We start from the raw sequence: 16,966 nt of genomic DNA, 5'->3' as shown, positions 1-16,966 counted from the left end.
CAGACGAGCCATGCACGAGTTGCCACGCCGTACCGATGTGGTGGTGGTCGGCACCGGCGCCGCCGGGCTGACCGCCGCGTTGACCGCCGCGGCGGCCGGCCTGCAGGTCACCATCCTGGAGAAGGCGCCGGTGATCGGCGGCACGACCGTGGTCTCCGGCGGCTCCATCTGGGCGCCGGCGAACCGCTGGCTGGCCGAGGCGGGCGTGCCGGACAGCCGCGACGACGCGCTGACCTACCTGCGACGGCTCGCCCTAAACCGGGTCCCGGACCGGGTCATCGAGGCCTTCGTCGACCAGGTCAACCCGATGCTGGACCTGGTGGTGGCGCGCACCGGGCTGCGCTTCACCCCGAACCTGGAGCACCCCGACTACCAGCCCGAGTTGCCCGGGGCGCATCCGGGCGGGCGCACCCTGCAGAGCGACCTGTTCGACGCGACCGTCCTCGGCGAGCTGCGCGGCAAGCTGCGGCCGACGCATTCGACGGTGCCGGTGACCAAGCTCGAACTGGATCAGTGGGGGATGGACACCCTGGACCGGTGGGACTGGGCGCTGATCGCCGAACGCACCGCGAAGGGCGTGGTCGGCATGGGTGCCGCCCTGGTCGGTGAGCTGCTGTACGGCTGCCTGCGGCTCGGTGCCACGGTGCACACCGACACCCGGGCGGTCCGGCTGCGGCGCACCGGCGGACGGGTCGCCGGGATCACCGTGGCCACCGGCGACGGCGAGGTGGAGATCGTCGCGCAGCGGGGTGTGGTGCTCGCCTCCGGCGGGTTCGAGTGGGACCCGGCGATGGTCGGGCAGTTCCTCGGCGTACCGATGGACGCACCGGCCAGCCCGCCGGCGAACGCCGGTGACGGGTTGCGCATGGTGATGGAGGTCGGTGCCGCGCTCGGCAACATGAACGAGGCCTGGTGGGGGCCGATGGTGTACGCGGTCGGCGACACCTACGACGGCGCGCCGCTGTTCCGGCCCACGTCAGGTCTGCGGGCGCTGCCCGGCGGGATCATCGTCAACCGGCACGGCCGGCGGTTCTCCAACGAGGCGATGAACTACAACGACCTCGGCAAGGCGATGGCCACGTTCGACCCGATCCGCTACGAGTACGCCAACCTGCCCTGCTGGCTGGTGTTCGACGACCGGTTCCGGTCGTCGTACTCGGTCGCCACGGCGACCCCGGACGCGCCGACCCCGGGGTGGATGGCGACGGCACCGACCCTGGCGGAGCTGGCCGGCGCGGTCGGCATCGACCCGGACGGGTTGGCCGAGCAAGTCGCCGAGTTCAACCGGCACGCCGCGCAGGGCCGGGATCCGCAGTTCGGTCGGGGCACGACCGTGTACGACCGGTACCGGGGCGATCCGACGGTGACCCCGCACCGCAATCTGCGTCCGCTCGGTGACGGTCCCTACTACGCGGTACGGCTGCACCTGGGCTGTCTGGGCACCAAGGGCGGCCCGCTCTGCGACGAGCACGGCCAGGTGCGGGACGTCGACGGTGGGCTGATCGGCGGGCTGTACGCCTGCGGGAACGTGGCGGCCAGCCCGTTCGGACCGGGCTATCCGGGTGCCGGCGCGACGCTCGCCGCCGGGATGACGTACGGATACCTGAGCGGTCGCTCGTTGGCCGCCGGATGAGCAGCCGGCCGGCTACCGGCCGGTCAGCCGGCCGGTGCCGGTGCCGCCCCATCGACCGCGTCGATCGCGGCTGGTGGGGCCGCCGGGGTCGAGGTGTCCGCATCGGTCGGGCGCGCGGCCAGGCCGTCGAGGAAGATCGCGGTGCACTGGTCGGCGAGCCGGCTGGTGGGATTGTCGGGGCTCGGATGGAACCACCGGACCGACAGCCAGACCGCGTCGCGGATGAAGCGGTAGAACACCCGGGTGTCGATGTCGGGGCGGAACGCTCCGCTGCTGACGCCCGCTTCGATCACCCCGAGCCAGGCGCTCTGCACCTCGCGGGCGACGTCCTTGAGGTAGTGGAACCGGGCCAGGCCACGCAGGTAGTTGACGTCGTTCTGGTAGATCTCGGTGGCGTGCGGGTGCGCCGCGGCGGTGTCCAGCGACGCGCGGACCAGCTCGCGCAGCCGGGTCGCCGGGTCGTTCTCTCCGGCCAGCACCTCGGCGTACCGGTGGCGCAGATCCTCCAGGTAGGGGCCGAGGATCGCCTCGATGATCGCTTCCTTCGAGTCGAAATGGTGGTACAGGCTGCCGGACAGGATGCCTACCTCGTCGGCGATCTGCCGGACCGTGGTGGCGGCCACGCCGCGACTGGCGAAGAAGGCCGCCGCGCAGGCGATGATCTGCTGTCGTCGATCCAGCGACTCTGCCACGGTGCCTCTTTCGGGTCTGCGGTGCAACGGGCGGGCGCCAGCATAGCAGAGTCAATCAAGCGCTTGGTGCGACGGGTGCCGGTGCCGGGCTGGTCGCCCCAGGTCGAGCTCGGGTAACAATCTCCAAGCGAGCGCTTGATTGGTGGCCGGTACGCAGCTAGTTTACATGGCATTCACAAAGCCTCGGGCTTCACGGCTACCAGGAGAAGCAGATGGCAACTGGTCGGAAATACAAGTGGAACGGGGCGCCCGCCCGCGTCGCGGTGGCCGGGCTGCTGCTCGCCACCGTCGCCGCCTGCGGCGACGACAACGACACCAACGAGACCGGCGGCACGATCACCATGGCCACCTGGTCCGCCACCCAGTCACTCGACCCGGTCCAGGTGGCCGGCACCGGCAACTCCGGCGGCGCGGAACTCGCGGCGCTCTACGACACGATCATGCGGTACGACCCGGCCAGCGGGGCCTTCGAGCCGCAGACCGCCGAGTCGCTGACCCCCAACGACGACTTCACCCAGTGGACCCTCACCTTGCGGTCCGGGATCACCTTCAGCGACGGCGCGCCGTACGACTCGGCGGCCGTCGTGGCGAACATGCAACGGCACACCGAGGCACGGTCCAACGCCAGCTCGCTGGTCGCGCCGATCACCGACTACGCCACCCCCGACGACCTGACGGTGGTGTTCACCCTCGCCTTCCCGTGGAACAACTTCCCGTTCGCCCTCGCCGGGACCCCCGGCATGGTGGTCAACCCGGCTGCGGTGGCCGCCCAGGGCGACGCGTTCGGCACCAACCCGCAGGGTGCCGGTGCCGGGCCGTTCGTCTTCGACGAGTTCCGCCCCGACGAGTCGCTGACCCTCACCCGCAACCCCGACTACTGGGGCGGCGACATCCCGCTGGACGGGGTGCGGTTCATCCACGCCGGTGACGGGCCGCAGACCTACGAGGCGTTCCGCGCCGGCAGCGTCGACCTGGCCTTCCTGCGTGACGCCGGGGCGATCGCGGACGCCGAGGCGGACGGTGCCGAGGGCATCCGGGTCCAGTACTCCGCCAACGACACCCTGATCATGAACAACGGATTCCCGATCACCTGCCAGGAAGGTGAACCGGCACCGCGGTGCGAGGGCCAGCCGGACGGCACCGAACTGGAGTCCACCGCACCCACCGCCGACAAGCGGGTCCGGCAGGCGGTGGCCGCCGCCATCGACCTGGAGACGCTCAAACAGCGGGTGTACGGCGGCGCCGGCTTCATGTCCAGCGCCCTGATCTCCGAAGAGTCCCGTTGGTACGACGGTGTCGAAGGACCGGCCTACGACATCGAGCGGGCCCGCGACCTGGTCGAGCAGGCCAAGGCCGACGGCTGGGACGGGCGCATCCGGGTCAGCTGCCACACCGGCCTGCCGACCTGGGGGACCGCCGTGCAGGGCATGCTGGAGGCGGCCGGCATGCAGGTCGACCTCACCGACCAGCAGGAGATCGCCGCGAACACCTCGGCGGTCATCGTGCGCAAGGACTTCGACCTGGCCTGCTTCGGCTCGTCGATCTCCGACGCCGAGCCGTTCTTCGCCCTCAACCGCGACTTCAACTCGACCTACGTCACCACCGGCGGCGGCAACTTCTCCGGCTACGTCAATCCCACCGTCGACGAGGCGATCGCCGCCGGGCGGGGCGCCGGCAGCGAGGCCGAGGTGAAGGCCGCGATCAGCACCATCGCCCGGGCGTACGCCGAGGACGTGCCGTTCCTCGCACTGACCGCCCAGCCGGAGGTCGTGCTGATCTCCGACGAGGTCGGCGACGTGCTGCAGAGCGTCAACACCGTGGTGCTGCTCGGTCGGGCGACGCGAGGATGACCGGACGATCCGCGACCGACGCCGCTGACCCGTCGGCGCGGGTCACCGGGCGGGGTGGTGCCGGCGCTGCCGGCGCCACCCCGGCACCCCCGGTGGCCCTGATCACCGCGGCCGCCCACGGAATCGGGGCGGCCACCGCACGGTCGTTCGCCGAGGCCGGACACCGGCTGGTGCTGGCCGACGTCGACGCGGCCGGGCTGGCAGCGACCGCCGCCGACCTGACCGCCGCCGACCTGACCGGTGCCGACCCGGCCGGTGCCGACCGCGTGACGACCGTGGTCGCCGACGCGACCACCGAGGCCGGCGCGGCCACGGCGGTCGACGCGGCCACCACCCGGTACGGGCGGCTGGACGCGTTGATCAACGTGGTGGGCGGCAGCCGGCCCGGCCGTACTGTGCTCGACATCGACCTCGCCGAGTGGGACCGCTGGCTGTCGCTCAACCTCACCTCGGTCTACCTGATGTGCCGGGCCGCGCTGCCGCAGCTGACGGCGGTCGGCGGGGCCATCGTCAACGTCTCGTCCGGGGCCGGACTGCGCGGCATGCGCGCCAACCCGGCGTACTGCGCCGCCAAGGCCGGGGTGGTCGGACTGACCCGGGCGCTGGCCATCGACCACGGTCCCGCCGGGGTCCGGGTCAACTGCGTCGCACCCGGACCGGTCCGTACCCCGTTGATGGAGCGCAACCGCAGCGCCGCCGAGATCGACGCGATGGGCCGGATCGCGGTCCTCGGCCGGATCGGCGACCCCGCCGAGATCGCCGCGGCGATCCGGTGGCTGGCCAGCGACGCGGCGTCGTACCTGACCGGCCAGACCATCGAGGTCGACGGCGGCCCGGCCCCGCTGGTGTGACCCGGCGACGACGAGAGGAGGAGCACTGATGCTACGGACGGTGGCCGTCAAACTGGCCCTGCTCGTCCCGGTGCTGTTCCTGGTCAGCGTGGGCACCTTCGTCCTGCTCCAGCTGGGGCCGGGTGACCCCGCCGCGCAGGTGCTCGGCAACACCGGTACGCCCGCCGACTACCAGCGGATCCGGACCGAGATGGGGCTGGACCAGCCGCCCGTGCAGCGCTACCTCGAATGGCTCGGCGGTGTGCTGCGTGGCGACCTCGGCCAGAACCTGGTCCCGCCGATCGAGAACGTCTCCGACCGGCTGCTGCGGGCGTTCCCGGTGAACCTGCAGCTCGCCGCGATGGCCATCGTGCTGGCCCTGCTGATCGCCGTCCCGTTGGCGATGTGGTCGGCGTACCGGGCCGGTGGGCTGGTCGACCGGTGGATCTCGGCCGGCACCATCGGCGTCATCTCGGTCCCGCCGTTCCTGGTCGGCCTGCTCCTGCTGCTGGTGTTCGCCATCCACCTGGACTGGTTCCCACTCGGACAGTGGTCCCGGCCGTCCGACGACGGTCTGGGCCAGAACCTGTGGCACGCCTTCCTGCCCGCGCTCACCCTGGCGTTGGCCGAGGCCCCGGTCTTCGCCCGGCTGCTGCGCGGCGACCTGGTCGCCACCCTGCAGGAGGACTTCATCCTGGCCGCGAAGGCCAAGGGCATGCCCGGCTGGCACATCATGCTCCGGGAGGCGCTGCGCCCCTCGTCGTTCTCGCTGATCACCCTGGCCGGGGTGAGCGCCGGCCGGCTGCTCGGCGGCACCATCATCGTCGAGGCGGTCTTCGTGCTGCCCGGGGTGGGCAACGTGATCATCAACGCCGCGCAGAGCAACGACTACAAGCTGGTGCAGGGCGGCGTCCTGCTGATCGCGGTCATCTACCTGCTACTGAACCTCACCGTCGACGTGCTGTACGGCTATCTGGACCCACGGATCCGGAGGCGGCATGCCTGAGCCCAGCCGTACCCGACGCCGTCGGATCGACCTCGCCTTCTGGTTCAGCCTCGGCTGGCTGGTCGTCCTCACCGGCTGCGCCCTGCTCGCCGACCTGCTGCCGCTGGGCAACGCCGACGACACCACCCAGACGATCGGGATCGCCGGCTACGCCCGACCCGACCTGTTCTCGGCCAACCCGCTGGGCACCAACGGCTTCGGTCTCGACCTGCTGGCCCGGTCCATCTACGGAGCCCGGGTGAGCCTGCTGACCGTCGGCTGCACCGTGCTGGTCAGCCTGTTGATCGGCGGTGCGGTCGGTATGGTCGCCGGCTACTTCCGTGGCTGGGTGGACGTGGTGATCGGCGTCTTCGCCGACGCCGCCCTGGTGATCCCCGCCCTCGTCCTGCTGATCGCCTTCGCCGCGGTGCTCGGCCCGCCCCGGACCGTGCCGGAGGCGGTACTCAAGAGCGGTCTGGCCCTGGCCGTGGTCGGCATCCCGACGATGATCCGGCTGGCCCGGGCCAACACGCTGCTGTTCGCCCAACGGGAGTTCGTCACCGCCAGCCGGGCGATGGGCGCCCGGCACACCCGGATCCTGATCCGCGAACTGCTGCCCAACGTGGCACTGCCGCTGGTCTCGTACGCCTTCATCGTCGCCGCCGTGCTGATCGTCGCGGAAGGATCGCTGGCCTTCCTCGGCCTCGGGCTGCAGCAGCCCGCCCCGTCCTGGGGAAACATGATCGCCGAGGGTGGTCTGCGGGAGCTGCGCCGGCACCCGCACGTACCGCTGATCCCTGGCGTGTTCATGTTCCTCACCGTCTTCAGCCTGAACATCGTCGGGGAACGTGCCCGGGCCCGCTGGGATCCCCGGGACTCCCAGGTCTGACGGCAACGTCCGGAACCGGGCCGCCCTCGACCCGAGCAGCAGGAGGTACGTCATGCGGATGGACGAGTCGGCGTTCCGGCTGGACGGCCGCGTCGCCGCGGTCACCGGCGCCGGCAGCGGAATCGGCCAGGCGGTCGCACAGACCCTCGCCCGGTCCGGCGCCGCCGTGGTGGTCGCCGACATCGACGCCGAACGCGGCGCGGCGACCGTCGCCGACATCACCGCCGCCGGCGGACGGGCCAGCTTCCAGTACACCGACGTCAGCCGTCGGGCCGACCTGGACGCCCTGGCCACCGCCGCCGTCGAGCGGTACGGCGGCCTCGACATCCAGTGCAACATCGCCGGTGTGCCGTCCCTGGTTCGTGAGTTGACCGAGGTCACCGGGGCGGACCTCGACGCCGAGTTCGCGATCAGCGTCAAGGGCGTGCTGTACGGCTGCCAGGCCGCCGCGACGGTGATGACCCGCCAGGGCCACGGGGCCATCGTCAACATCTCGTCGACCGCCGCCGACCTGCCCGCCGCCGGCTACGGGCTGTACCACCTCGGCAAACTCGCCGTCGTCGGGATGACCCGGACCCTCGCCCTGGAGCTCGGCCCGAAAGGGGTACGGGTCAACGCGATCGCGCCCGGCGCCACCCTGACCAATTTCAGTGCCCGCAACTTCACCGCCGCCGACGGCACCGTCGACGAGGAGCGGCGCAGCCAGTGGCTGGCCGGCATGGCGGCCCGCTCGCCGCTGAACATCGTCGGGGAGCCGCAGGACCAGGCGTTGCTGGTGCTCTACCTGGTCTCCGACGCCGCCCGGTTCGTCACCGGGCAGCTGATTCGGGCCAACGGCGGCTGGTCGATGGGGTGACGCCGACCAGCGTCAACGGAAGGAATGCGATGACGTCCCGACCCGAGTTCGCCGCCCGTACCGCCGGGATGCGCCCGTCGAAGCTGCGGGAGCTGGTCGCGGCGGCGGCCCGGCCGTCCGCCGGTGACGTACCCGGGCCGACGCTGCTGTCGCTCGGCGGCGGGCTGCCGCCGGCCGAGGCGTTCCCGGCGCGGGCGGTGGCCGAGGCGGCCGAGCGGGCGCTGGCCGGCGCCGCCGGCGCCGCCCTGCAGTACTCGGCCACCGAGGGCGACCCGGAGCTGCTCGACCTGGTCGGTGCCGATTTGGCCGGCCGGCTGCGGCTGCCCGACCCGACCGGGCGGTTGCTGGTCACCACCGGTTCGCAACAGGCGCTCGACCTGATCGGCAAGGTGCTGCTGGACCCCGGTGACGTGGCGGTGGTCGAGTCGCCGGCCTACGTCGGGGCGCTGCGGGCGTTGGCCGGCTACCAGCCGAGGATCGTCGAGGCGCCGGTCGACGACGACGGGATGGACACCGAGCTGCTGGCCGGGCGGCTACGGGCCGGGTTACGGCCGAAGCTGTGCTACCTGGTGCCGAACTTCTCCAACCCGAGCGGACGCACCCTCACCGCGCGACGGCGTACCCGACTGGCGCAGCTCGCGGCCCGGTACGGCTTCCTCATCGTCGAGGACGACCCGTACGGTCAGCTGCGGTTCGCCGGGGCCGACCTGCCGCCGGTCGCCGCCGACGCCGCCGAGCAGGTGGTCTACCTCGGCAGCTTCTCCAAGCTGGTGGCACCCGGGCTGCGGGTCGGCTACCTGGCCGCACCGAGGTGGCTGCACCGGGCGCTGGCGGTGGCCAAGCAGGCGACCGACCTGAACTCCGCCGCGTTGAGCCAACGGCTGCTCGTCGAGCTGCTGGCCGATCCGGACTGGTTCGCCGGGCACCTGGCCGGGCTGCGGGACCTGTACCGGGTGCGGGCCGAAGCCCTGACCGGGGCGGTGGCCGACCGGCTGGCCGGTCGGCTGGCCACCCCGATGCCGGACGGCGGGATGTTCGTCTGGGCCAGCGTCCAGACCCCGGGGATCGACGCGTTGGCCCTGGCCCGCGCGGCGATGCGGCGGGCCGTCTCGGTGGTCCCGGGTAACGAGTTCTCGCTGGCCGACGGCTACCCCCGGCACCTGCGCCTGTCGTTCAGCATGCTGGGCCCGGCGGGTCTGGTGGCCGCGGTCGACCGCCTCGGGGACGCCTTCGACGACCTGACGGCGTCCGGGTGAGCCCGGCGATGCCGGACCCACCCGGATCTGTCTGCACCCCCGGATCCGCCTGCGACGGCCGGTCAGTCGGCCGGCTGGGCGGCGGTGGTGAACCGGGGCACCGGCCAGGTGGTCGGCGAGCTGGTGCTCCACAGCACCTGGTGCACCCGTTCACTGATCCGCCAGCCGTCGCCGGTGCGGACCAGCCGGTCGGCGTAGTGCAGTCCCCGGTGCACCACCTCGTGCCCGTCCGGCACCGGCCGGACCAGGTGGGCCACCGTGTACGAGCTGGCGACCGCCGAGTCGCCGTCGACCTCGATGGTGGCCGAGCCGACCACGTGCTGGCTGGCGGCCAGTCGGGCCAGCGGCGCCATGTGCGCGACGATGTGGCGCACCCCGCGCGGCAACCGCTTGCCGGAGTACTCGGCCTGGGCGTCGTCGGTGAAGCAGCCGCCGACCGCCTCGAACTCACGCCGGTCGCAGCACTGCGCGTACCGGTTCAGCAATTCGACGATGGCCGCTCGGTCATCGGCGTATCCGGACATCATGCACACCTTTCGATTGGGTGCCGCGGTTGCGCGGCACCGTCGACTCAGGAACGGGAGATCGGGTCATGGAAACGCTGACCGCCGACCGGCTGGCCATCGCCGATGTGGTGAACCGGTACTTCATGGCGATCGACAGCCGGGACTGGGACCGGCTGCGTGGCTGCTTCACCGACGACGTGGAGGGAATCTACGAAGGAGTACGGGTGGCCGGCGGGATCGACCGGATCATGGCGTTCTTCACCGGCCGGTCGCCGGTTCGGTTCCCCCTGGAGATCGTCGACCTGCGGGCGTCGATGCACTTCATCGGCAACCACTTCGCCGAGGTGACCGGCGACCGTGCGGTGGCGCAGACCTACGCCCAGGCCCACCTGATCGACCGGCCGGCCACTGGCCCCCGGATGCGCACCCGGGGTCTGCGCTACCTCGACGAACTGGTCCGGGTCGACGGCCGCTGGCTGATCAGCCGTCGGGAACACGTGCTGGACTGGATGCGCCGCGACGAGTTGCTTGTCGCGCCGGCCGCCGCGGACTGACCCGGCCGTCACGGCCGCGACCGGCCGGCGGTGGGTCCGTCGGCCGGCGCGTCCTGCGGGAAGTGGCAGGCGACGTACTGGTCCGGGCCGGTCTGGCGCAGCTGCGGCTCGGTGCGGGCGCAGACATCCGCCGCGCGGGGACACCGGGTGCGGAACCGGCAGCCGCTCGGCGGGTCGAGTGCCGACGGCAGCTCACCGCTGGTGCGGGCCGGTGCCGGGGAGCCGTCGTCCAGCTCCGGGATCGAGCGCAGCAGCAGCGCCGTGTACGGGTGGGCGGGACGGGCGAACAGCACATCCGGCGATGCGACCTCGCAGATCTTGCCCAGGTACATCACCACGATTCGGTCGCTGACCCGCTTCACCACCGCCAGATCGTGGGCGACGAACAGCAGCGTCAGGCCGTACCGCTGTTTCATCTCCTCCAGCAGGTTGAGGATCTGGGCCTGCACCGAGACGTCCAGCGCGCTGACCGGTTCGTCGCAGAGCACCACGGCCGGTTCCAGCACCAGCGCGCGGGCGATGCAGACCCGCTGGCACTGCCCGCCGGACAGTTCGTGCGGTCGTCGGTCGCCGACCAGCCGGGGGTCCAGCCCGACGGCGTCGAGGACCTCGTCCACCCGCCGCCGGGCGGCGGGACCGCCCTCGCGGTGCCAGATCCGCAGACCTTCGGCGACGATGTCCCGGACGGTACGGCGGGGGTTGAGCGACGAGATCGGGTCCTGGAAGATCATCTGGAGTCGGGTGCGGGTGCGGCGCAGCCGCTCGCCGCGCAGCGCCGTCAACTCGGTGCCGTCGAACCGGACCGATCCACTGGTCGGCGGGGGCAGCTGCAGGATCGCCCGGCCGGTGGTGGACTTTCCGCAGCCCGACTCACCGACCAGGCCGACGGTCTCCCGGACCCGGGCGTCGAGGCTGATCCCGGAGACCGCCTGCACGCTGCGTCCCCGGCCGGCCGGGAACCGTACGGTCAGGTCCTCGACCCGCAGCACCACGTCGTCGGTGTCGCGCAGGTGCGCCTTGCCGGTGCCGGCCATCAGTTCACCGCCCCGTCGAGGGTGGACCGGTCGGTGCGGACCGGTGCGAGGTCCAGTCCGGCCCCGGTCCGGCCGTCGGCGAGGTTCTCGGCGAGCGCGCGGTCGCCGGCCTCGGTGCCGACCGGGTAGAAGCAGGCGTACCGGTGCCCGGGTTCGTCGGCCAGCGCCGGGTCCTCCTGCTGACACCGGGGCCGGGCCTGCCGACAGCGGGGGGCGAAGCGGCAGCCGGGCGGCGGGTGCACCAGGTCGGGGGCGCCGCCGGCGATCACCTCCAGCGGGGTGTGGCTGGGCTGGTCGATCCGGGGGGTCGAGCGCAGCAGGGCCGCCGTGTACGGGTGCCGGGTGTGCCGGAACAGCTCGGCGGTCGGACCGATCTCGGCCACCCGGCCGGCGTACATGACCATCGTCCGGTCGGTGCGGCCGGACACCACGGCCAGATCGTGACTGATCAGGATCATCGCCATCCGCAGCTCGGTACGCAGCCGGGCGAGCAGGTCGAGGATCTCCTTCTGCACGGTCACGTCCAGCGCGGTGGTCGGCTCGTCGGCGATGAGCAGCTTGGGCGAGCAGGACAGCGCGATGCCGATCATGACGCGTTGCCGCATGCCGCCGGAGAGTTCGTGCGGGTACTGCCTCAGCCGTCGGACCGGCTCGCTGATGCCGACCTCGGCGAGTAGTTCGGCGGCACGGGTGTCGGCGGCCCGTCTGCTGAGCCCGAGGTGGTGACGCATCGGCTCGGTGAGTTGCCGACCGATGGTGCGGACCGGGTTGAGCGACGTCATCGGATCCTGGAACACCATGGCCACCTCCGCGCCCCAGAAGTGTCGGGCGGCGGCGCCTCGTCGGTCGCGTACCTCCTGGCCCTCGAACAGGATCCGACTTTCCGCCGCGACCTGCGCCTGCCGGGGCAGGATGTTCATGACGGTGCGGACCAGCACCGATTTGCCGGATCCGGATTCGCCGACGACGCCGAGCGCCTCGCTGGGCGCGAGGGTGAAGGAGACCCCGTCGACGGCGCGCAGCACACCGCGCGGCGTCGAGAAGCTCGTGGCGAGGTTCTCGACGGCGAGCAACGGAGCCGGTTCATCGGATCGCACGTTGCCAGCCTAACAAGCGCTTGGTACTTTGAGCGAGACCCCGTTACCTGCCTGAAACGTGGAGACCCGATGACTGACGACGAACTCGACGAACTGATCGCCGTGGTCCAACTGCCCGAGCGGACCCCGGAGACGGTCGAGCAGCGGGTGGCCCTTGCCGAGGACCACCGCCGGATCGCCGACCTGGTGATGCTCTACGGCTGGCTGTGCGACCGGCGCCGCTGGGACGACCTGCTGGAGTACTACACCGAGGACTTCGAGCGGCAGTTGCGCGGCACCCTGAACGAGACCGTCAAAGGCAAGGAGAAGCTCCGCGAGCTGTACTTCCGCCCGGTCCTGCCCCGCTCCGGTGACGCCGACGGGCCACCGTCCGCCGACGTGATCAACTCCTACGAGCTGCGTCACCTCATCCACCCTCCGGTGATCCGGGTCGCCGATGACGGCCGGACCGCCTCGGTCGCCGCCGTGTACAGCCTCGTCGCGACCAGCGGCGACGGCCCGCAGTTTCGCCGGGGCGAGCACGAAGGTGCCTACCTGTTCGGCATGCGACGTGAGCCCGACGTCGGCTGGCGCTTCGCCACCATGGTCGTGATCAGCGAAAACGCCCGCAACCCCCTGTTTCAGAAAGGCTGACGCGATGCCCGGGAGATTCACCGGAAAGGTTGCTCTGGTCACCGGCGCCGGCCGGGGGATCGGCCGGGCCACCGCGCTGCGGTTCGCCGCCGAGTCAGCGACGGTCGTCGTCAACGACATCAATCCCGACGGCATCGCCGAGACCCGGGCGGCCGCCGCCGACCTGCCCGGCCGGGCGGTCGCCGGTCGGGCCGACGTCACCTCGGCCGACCAGGTGGCCGACCTGGTCGCCGAGGTGGCCGACCGGTACGGCCCGGTCGACATCCTGGTCAACAACGCCGGTGGAGCACTGCCCGGAGCCGCCTGGGCGGCGGTGGCCGACGCCAGCCTCGAGGACTGGAGCGGATTCCTCGCGTTGAACCTCACCTCGGCGTTCCTCTGCGCCCGGGCCGTACTGCCCGGCATGCTGGCCGCCGAGCGCGGGCACATCGTCGGCATCGGCTCGATCTCCGGCACCAACGGCCAGGTCAACGGTGCGGCCTACGCCGCCGCCAAGGCCGGAATGGGTGCCCTGGTCGCCTCGATCGCCAAGGAGTACGGGTCCCGCGGGATCTCGTCGAACGGGATCGTCGTCGGCAACGCGCCGTTTCCCAACCGGACCCCGGACCGCCAGCAGCATCTCGACCGGGCGGTGCACCTGGGCCGGGTCGGCGGGTACGACGAGTTCGCCGCGGCCATCGCTTTTTTGTGTTCGGAGGACTCGTCGTACCTGTCCGGGGCGATGATCCCGGTCGATGGCGGATTTCACCGGTCCAACTTGTTGTGACGAACTGGTCGTTAACACCGGCAGCCCGGCCCGCGGTATCCACCAAACAGTCCACCAGGGACACCGAACGCTGGAGTGTCGGCCCCCCAGGCCATGATCGCAGGCCGTAGTCTGGCGGACATGGCCTCTGGACGCCGCCGGCAGTGGTCGACCGCGCTGCGCTCCTGGGTGAAGGTCGGGGCGAACCAGCCGTTACTGCCGGTGGTGCGCCGGGCCTTCCTGGCCTTCCTGCTGGCCTGCCTGGCCACTGTGATTCCACAGTGGCTGATTTCGCCGGTGGTCGAGCCGAGCCGGTCCTGGCCGGTGCTACCCGCCGTCGCCGTCCTGGCGGTGCTCGCCGTGCGGCTGTACCGGCGGGAACGGCCGACGATCGCCCACGATCTGGTGGCCGCCGCCGCTGTCGGTGTGGTGATCTGGGCGGTCGGGGCGCTGCCGGCCGGTGGGGTGCTGTTCGTCGGCACCGCGCTGCGCGCGCTCTACGGTGGGCTGCCCGCGGCGTTGCTCTCGGTCGGGTTCACCCTCGCTGCGATGACCACCGGCGTGCTCGCCGCTGGCGGCACCCTGGCTGAGGTGCAGCTCGGCCAGTACGGACCCGGCCTGCTGCTGTCGTCGTTGGCGCTGCGCCTGGTGCTGCTCGCGGTCCGCCGGTTCGAGGCCGGTACGGCGGCCCGGTTCGAGGCGGTCGTCCGGTCGTCGCGCGACGTGATCGTGCTGACCGACCGGGACACCACGGTCAGCTACCTGAGTCCGGCGGCGGCGGACGTGTTCCGGCTCGCCGACGGGCTACCCGGTGACCGGCTGCTGTCCTGGATCGTCCCGCCGGACCGGCCGGCGGCCGACGCCTGGCTCGCCCGGCTGCTCGTCGACTCCGGTGCGGCGGCGACCCTGCAGTGCCGGGTCACGGCCCCGGACGCCGACCAGCCCGCCACGGTCGAGATCAGCGGGCAGAACCTGCTGCACGATCCGAACGTACGCGGGCTGTTGTTCGCCGTCCGTGACGTCACCGAGCGGGTACGGCTCACCGAGCGGCTGCGCCATCAGGCGTACCACGATCCGCTGACCGGCCTGGCCAACCGGGCCCTGCTGCGGGAACGGCTGGCCGTGGCGCTCGGCAGCACCACCGATGTCGCGTTGCTGCTGCTCGACATCGACTCGTTCAAGGTGGTCAACGACGCTCTCGGCCACCAGGCCGGTGACGAACTGCTGGTCGCGGTCGCCGGCCTGCTGCGGCGCCGGTTGGCGGCCACCGACCTGCTGGCCGCCCTCGGCGGTGACGAGTTCGCGGTGCTGCTGACCGCCGAGCGGGCCGCCGCCCGCGACACCGAGCGGATCGCCGACGACCTGTTGGCGGTCTTCGACCGGCCGATCGAGGCGGCCGGCCACCTGCGGCTGATCGCCGCCCGGGTCGGCATCGCGGTCAGCGACGGCGACGCCGACGCCGACCGGCTGATGCGCGAGGCCGACATCGCGTTGCAGATCGCCAAGGCTGCGCCCCGGGCCCGTCGGGTGCGGTACCGCACCGAACTGCACCAGGCTGCGGTCGACCGGGTACGCCTGCAGGTGGAGGCGCAGGACGCGCTGTCGCGGCGCGAGTTCGTCCTGCACTACCAGCCGATCCACGCGCTGTCCGACGGCGCGGTACGCGGAGTGGAGGCGCTGGTCCGGTGGCGTCACCCGCAGCGCGGCATGGTCCGGCCGGACCAGTTCATCCCGCTGGTCGAGGGCAGTGGCCTGATCGTGCCACTCGGCCGCTGGATCCTCGGCGAGGCCTGTGTCACCGGTGCCGGATGGCAGCGACTCAGTGGCCGACCGTTGCAGATCAACGTCAATGTCAGCGTGCGCCAGTTCATGCTGGGCGACGTGGTCGCGGACGTGCTGGCCGCGTTGGAACGCTCCGGTCTGCCGCCGGCCACGCTGACCTTGGAGATGACCGAGAGCGTCCTGGCCACCGAGCACGACGCGATCGAGTCGCAGCTGTCCGCGCTGCGTCGACTCGGCGTCCGGATCGCCCTGGACGACTTCGGCACCGGATTCAGCTCCCTCGGCCACCTGCACCGATATCCGATCGACGAGTTGAAGATCGACAAGATGTTCGTGGGCCAGATCGGCGCCGAGGATCCGACCTGCCTGCCGGTGGTCCAGGCGATCCTGGCGATGAGCCGGGGGCTGCGGCTCAGCACGGTGGCCGAGGGGATCGAGAACGACGACCAGCGGGCCGAGTTGACCGCGATGGGCTGCGAGTTCGGGCAGGGGTTCGGCCTGTCCCGGCCGGTGGAGGAGCCGGCCCTGCGGGCCCTGCTGCGCCGGTCCGCCGTGTCCTAGCCGGCCCGGACTGAGCCCAGGGTGTGTCGGGTGTCGGGTTCAGACCAGGGTGTCGGCGAGGGTCTCCGGGGCGAACAGCTCCGCCGGGTCCAGCCGCCGCCGGGCCAGGCCCTGCTCGTGCGAGTAGCGCAGAAACGTCTCCAGCACCGTCCGGTTGGGTTCGACGCCGTACGGCCAGAAGTCGTCGCCCAGCAGCGCCGCCGCCTCCTCGGCTGCCGGCACCACCCACGGCAGGCTGACCTTCAACGCGGTCACCTCCCGCAGTTCGGCGTAGACCTGGTCCTTGGCCTCGGTGAACGCGTCCAGCAGCGCCCGGGCCAGCCACCGGTGCCGCTGGTAGACGTCGCGGCGCAACACCACCGCGTGCATGATCGGGAAGACGCCGGTGGCCCGCAGGTACGCCCGTTCGGCGGCGGAGGGGTCGGCGAACAGCCGACGGACCCGGTCCGGGCCGGCGGCCGGCACGAACGACCGGGGTGCCCGGGCGGTGTACAGGGCGTCGATCGCGCCGCTGCGCAACAGCCCGTCGAGCGTCTCGCCCGCGCCGATCGGCCGTACGTCGAACCGGTCCGGCAGGTCCAGCCGCAGCTTCTCCTGCCGGCCGGCGTGGTGCAGACCGCCGGTGCGGTAGCTGACCCCGTCGACCGGCAGCCCGTGGTGTTCGGCCAGGATGCCGCGGATCCACACGGCGGCGGTCATCTGGTACTCGGGGATCCCGACCGTACGGCCGGCCAGCTCGGCCGGGTCGCGGACCGGCGACGACGGCGCCAGGTAGATCGAGCCGTGCCGGAACACCCGGGACGGGAAGACCGGGATCGCCACGAACGGCGGTTCGTCGGCGAACAGCGACAGCACGTACGACGACAGGGACATCTCCGCGACGTCGAACTCCTGCCAGCGCAGCATCCGGAAGAAGGTCTCCTCGGGCGGCAGCGACAGGTAGGTCAGGTCCACGCCGGTCGGCCGTACCGTGCCCTCCCGCAGTGCCCGGGTGCGGTCGTAGTCCCAGCAGGCCAGGCTGATCGGCAGCCGGTGCGCCATGGTGCCTCCAATCCTCGCAGCG

At 71.9% G+C, this 16,966-nt stretch carries 16 protein-coding genes; 11 read left to right on the top strand and 5 right to left on the bottom strand.

Annotated elements, in window-relative coordinates:
* The first annotated feature begins 10 nt into the window (after positions 1–10).
* The gene (locus tag O7629_RS13935) at positions 11–1,633 is read left to right on the top strand and encodes an FAD-dependent oxidoreductase (RefSeq protein WP_278169634.1); all 1,623 of its coding nucleotides are present in this window, start codon (positions 11–13) and stop codon (positions 1,631–1,633) included.
* Positions 1,634–1,656: 23 nt separating this feature from the next.
* Here O7629_RS13935 and O7629_RS13930 read toward each other — a convergent pair whose 3' ends face one another.
* Positions 1,657–2,325 (bottom strand): TetR/AcrR family transcriptional regulator, encoded by a 669-nt coding sequence (locus tag O7629_RS13930; protein WP_278169632.1) that lies wholly within the window; start codon positions 2,323–2,325, stop codon positions 1,657–1,659.
* A 212-nt stretch (positions 2,326–2,537) separates the two neighbouring features.
* Between O7629_RS13930 and O7629_RS13925 the strand changes: the two genes are divergently transcribed.
* Genes O7629_RS13925 through O7629_RS13900 form a run of 6 tightly spaced genes read left to right on the top strand, consistent with a single transcriptional unit; the run spans position 2,538 to position 8,991 of the window.
* Positions 2,538–4,175: an ABC transporter substrate-binding protein gene (locus O7629_RS13925; protein ID WP_278169630.1), complete on the top strand. Its 1,638-nt coding sequence runs from the start codon at positions 2,538–2,540 to the stop codon at positions 4,173–4,175.
* Positions 4,172–5,026, top strand: coding sequence for an SDR family oxidoreductase (locus tag O7629_RS13920; RefSeq protein WP_278169629.1), 855 nt, complete (start codon positions 4,172–4,174; stop codon positions 5,024–5,026). The genes O7629_RS13925 and O7629_RS13920 overlap by 4 nt, the downstream gene beginning before the upstream one ends.
* Positions 5,027–5,054: 28 nt before the next feature.
* Positions 5,055–6,011, top strand: coding sequence for an ABC transporter permease (locus O7629_RS13915; RefSeq protein ID WP_278169628.1), 957 nt, complete (start codon positions 5,055–5,057; stop codon positions 6,009–6,011).
* Positions 6,004–6,879 carry an ABC transporter permease gene (locus O7629_RS13910; RefSeq protein WP_278169627.1) on the top strand — a complete coding sequence of 292 codons (876 nt, stop codon included), beginning with the start codon at positions 6,004–6,006 and terminating at the stop codon, positions 6,877–6,879. Before O7629_RS13915 ends, O7629_RS13910 begins: the two co-directional genes overlap by 8 nt.
* A 52-nt stretch (positions 6,880–6,931) precedes the next feature.
* A complete protein-coding gene (locus O7629_RS13905) occupies positions 6,932–7,735 on the top strand; it encodes an SDR family oxidoreductase (RefSeq protein WP_278169626.1) in 804 nt (267 codons plus the stop codon).
* A 29-nt stretch (positions 7,736–7,764) separates the two neighbouring features.
* Complete coding sequence (locus O7629_RS13900) at positions 7,765–8,991, top strand: PLP-dependent aminotransferase family protein (RefSeq protein ID WP_278169625.1); 1,227 nt, start codon at positions 7,765–7,767, stop codon at positions 8,989–8,991.
* Between the two features lie 62 nt (positions 8,992–9,053).
* Here the strand turns inward: O7629_RS13900 and O7629_RS13895 are convergent, their stop codons facing one another.
* Positions 9,054–9,515, bottom strand: coding sequence for a nuclear transport factor 2 family protein (locus O7629_RS13895; RefSeq protein WP_278169624.1), 462 nt, complete (start codon positions 9,513–9,515; stop codon positions 9,054–9,056).
* A 68-nt stretch (positions 9,516–9,583) separates the two neighbouring features.
* Here O7629_RS13895 and O7629_RS13890 point away from each other — a divergent pair, with 68 nt between their 5' ends.
* On the top strand, positions 9,584–10,051 hold the full coding sequence (locus O7629_RS13890) for a nuclear transport factor 2 family protein (protein WP_123602221.1): 468 nt from the start codon (positions 9,584–9,586) through the stop codon (positions 10,049–10,051).
* A gap of 8 nt (positions 10,052–10,059) precedes the next feature.
* On the opposite strand, the gene O7629_RS13885 is transcribed toward O7629_RS13890, so the two are convergent.
* A complete protein-coding gene (locus O7629_RS13885) occupies positions 10,060–11,085 on the bottom strand; it encodes an ABC transporter ATP-binding protein (protein WP_278169622.1) in 1,026 nt (341 codons plus the stop codon).
* Positions 11,085–12,182 (bottom strand): ABC transporter ATP-binding protein, encoded by a 1,098-nt coding sequence (locus tag O7629_RS13880; protein WP_278169620.1) that lies wholly within the window; start codon positions 12,180–12,182, stop codon positions 11,085–11,087. The genes O7629_RS13885 and O7629_RS13880 overlap by 1 nt, the downstream gene beginning before the upstream one ends.
* A gap of 69 nt (positions 12,183–12,251) precedes the next feature.
* On the opposite strand from O7629_RS13880, the gene O7629_RS13875 reads away from it, so the two are divergent.
* The 3 genes from O7629_RS13875 to O7629_RS13865 all read left to right on the top strand — a co-directional run bounded on the left by O7629_RS13875 (position 12,252) and on the right by O7629_RS13865 (position 15,903).
* Positions 12,252–12,815 carry a nuclear transport factor 2 family protein gene (locus O7629_RS13875; protein WP_278169618.1) on the top strand — a complete coding sequence of 188 codons (564 nt, stop codon included), beginning with the start codon at positions 12,252–12,254 and terminating at the stop codon, positions 12,813–12,815.
* A gap of 4 nt (positions 12,816–12,819) precedes the next feature.
* Positions 12,820–13,581: an SDR family oxidoreductase gene (locus O7629_RS13870; protein ID WP_278169615.1), complete on the top strand. Its 762-nt coding sequence runs from the start codon at positions 12,820–12,822 to the stop codon at positions 13,579–13,581.
* A 120-nt stretch (positions 13,582–13,701) separates the two neighbouring features.
* On the top strand, positions 13,702–15,903 hold the full coding sequence (locus O7629_RS13865) for a GGDEF domain-containing phosphodiesterase (protein WP_278169614.1): 2,202 nt from the start codon (positions 13,702–13,704) through the stop codon (positions 15,901–15,903).
* A gap of 39 nt (positions 15,904–15,942) precedes the next feature.
* On the opposite strand, the gene O7629_RS13860 is transcribed toward O7629_RS13865, so the two are convergent.
* Complete coding sequence (locus O7629_RS13860; RefSeq protein ID WP_278169613.1) at positions 15,943–16,944, bottom strand: hypothetical protein; 1,002 nt, start codon at positions 16,942–16,944, stop codon at positions 15,943–15,945.
* Positions 16,945–16,966 lie beyond the last annotated feature (22 nt).

The organism is Solwaraspora sp. WMMD792, assembly GCF_029626105.1.
Taxonomy (GTDB): Bacteria; Actinomycetota; Actinomycetes; order Mycobacteriales; family Micromonosporaceae; genus Micromonospora_E.
The sequence above is the reverse complement of the archived record's forward strand: the minus strand, read 5'-3'. Positions and strand labels throughout refer to the sequence as shown.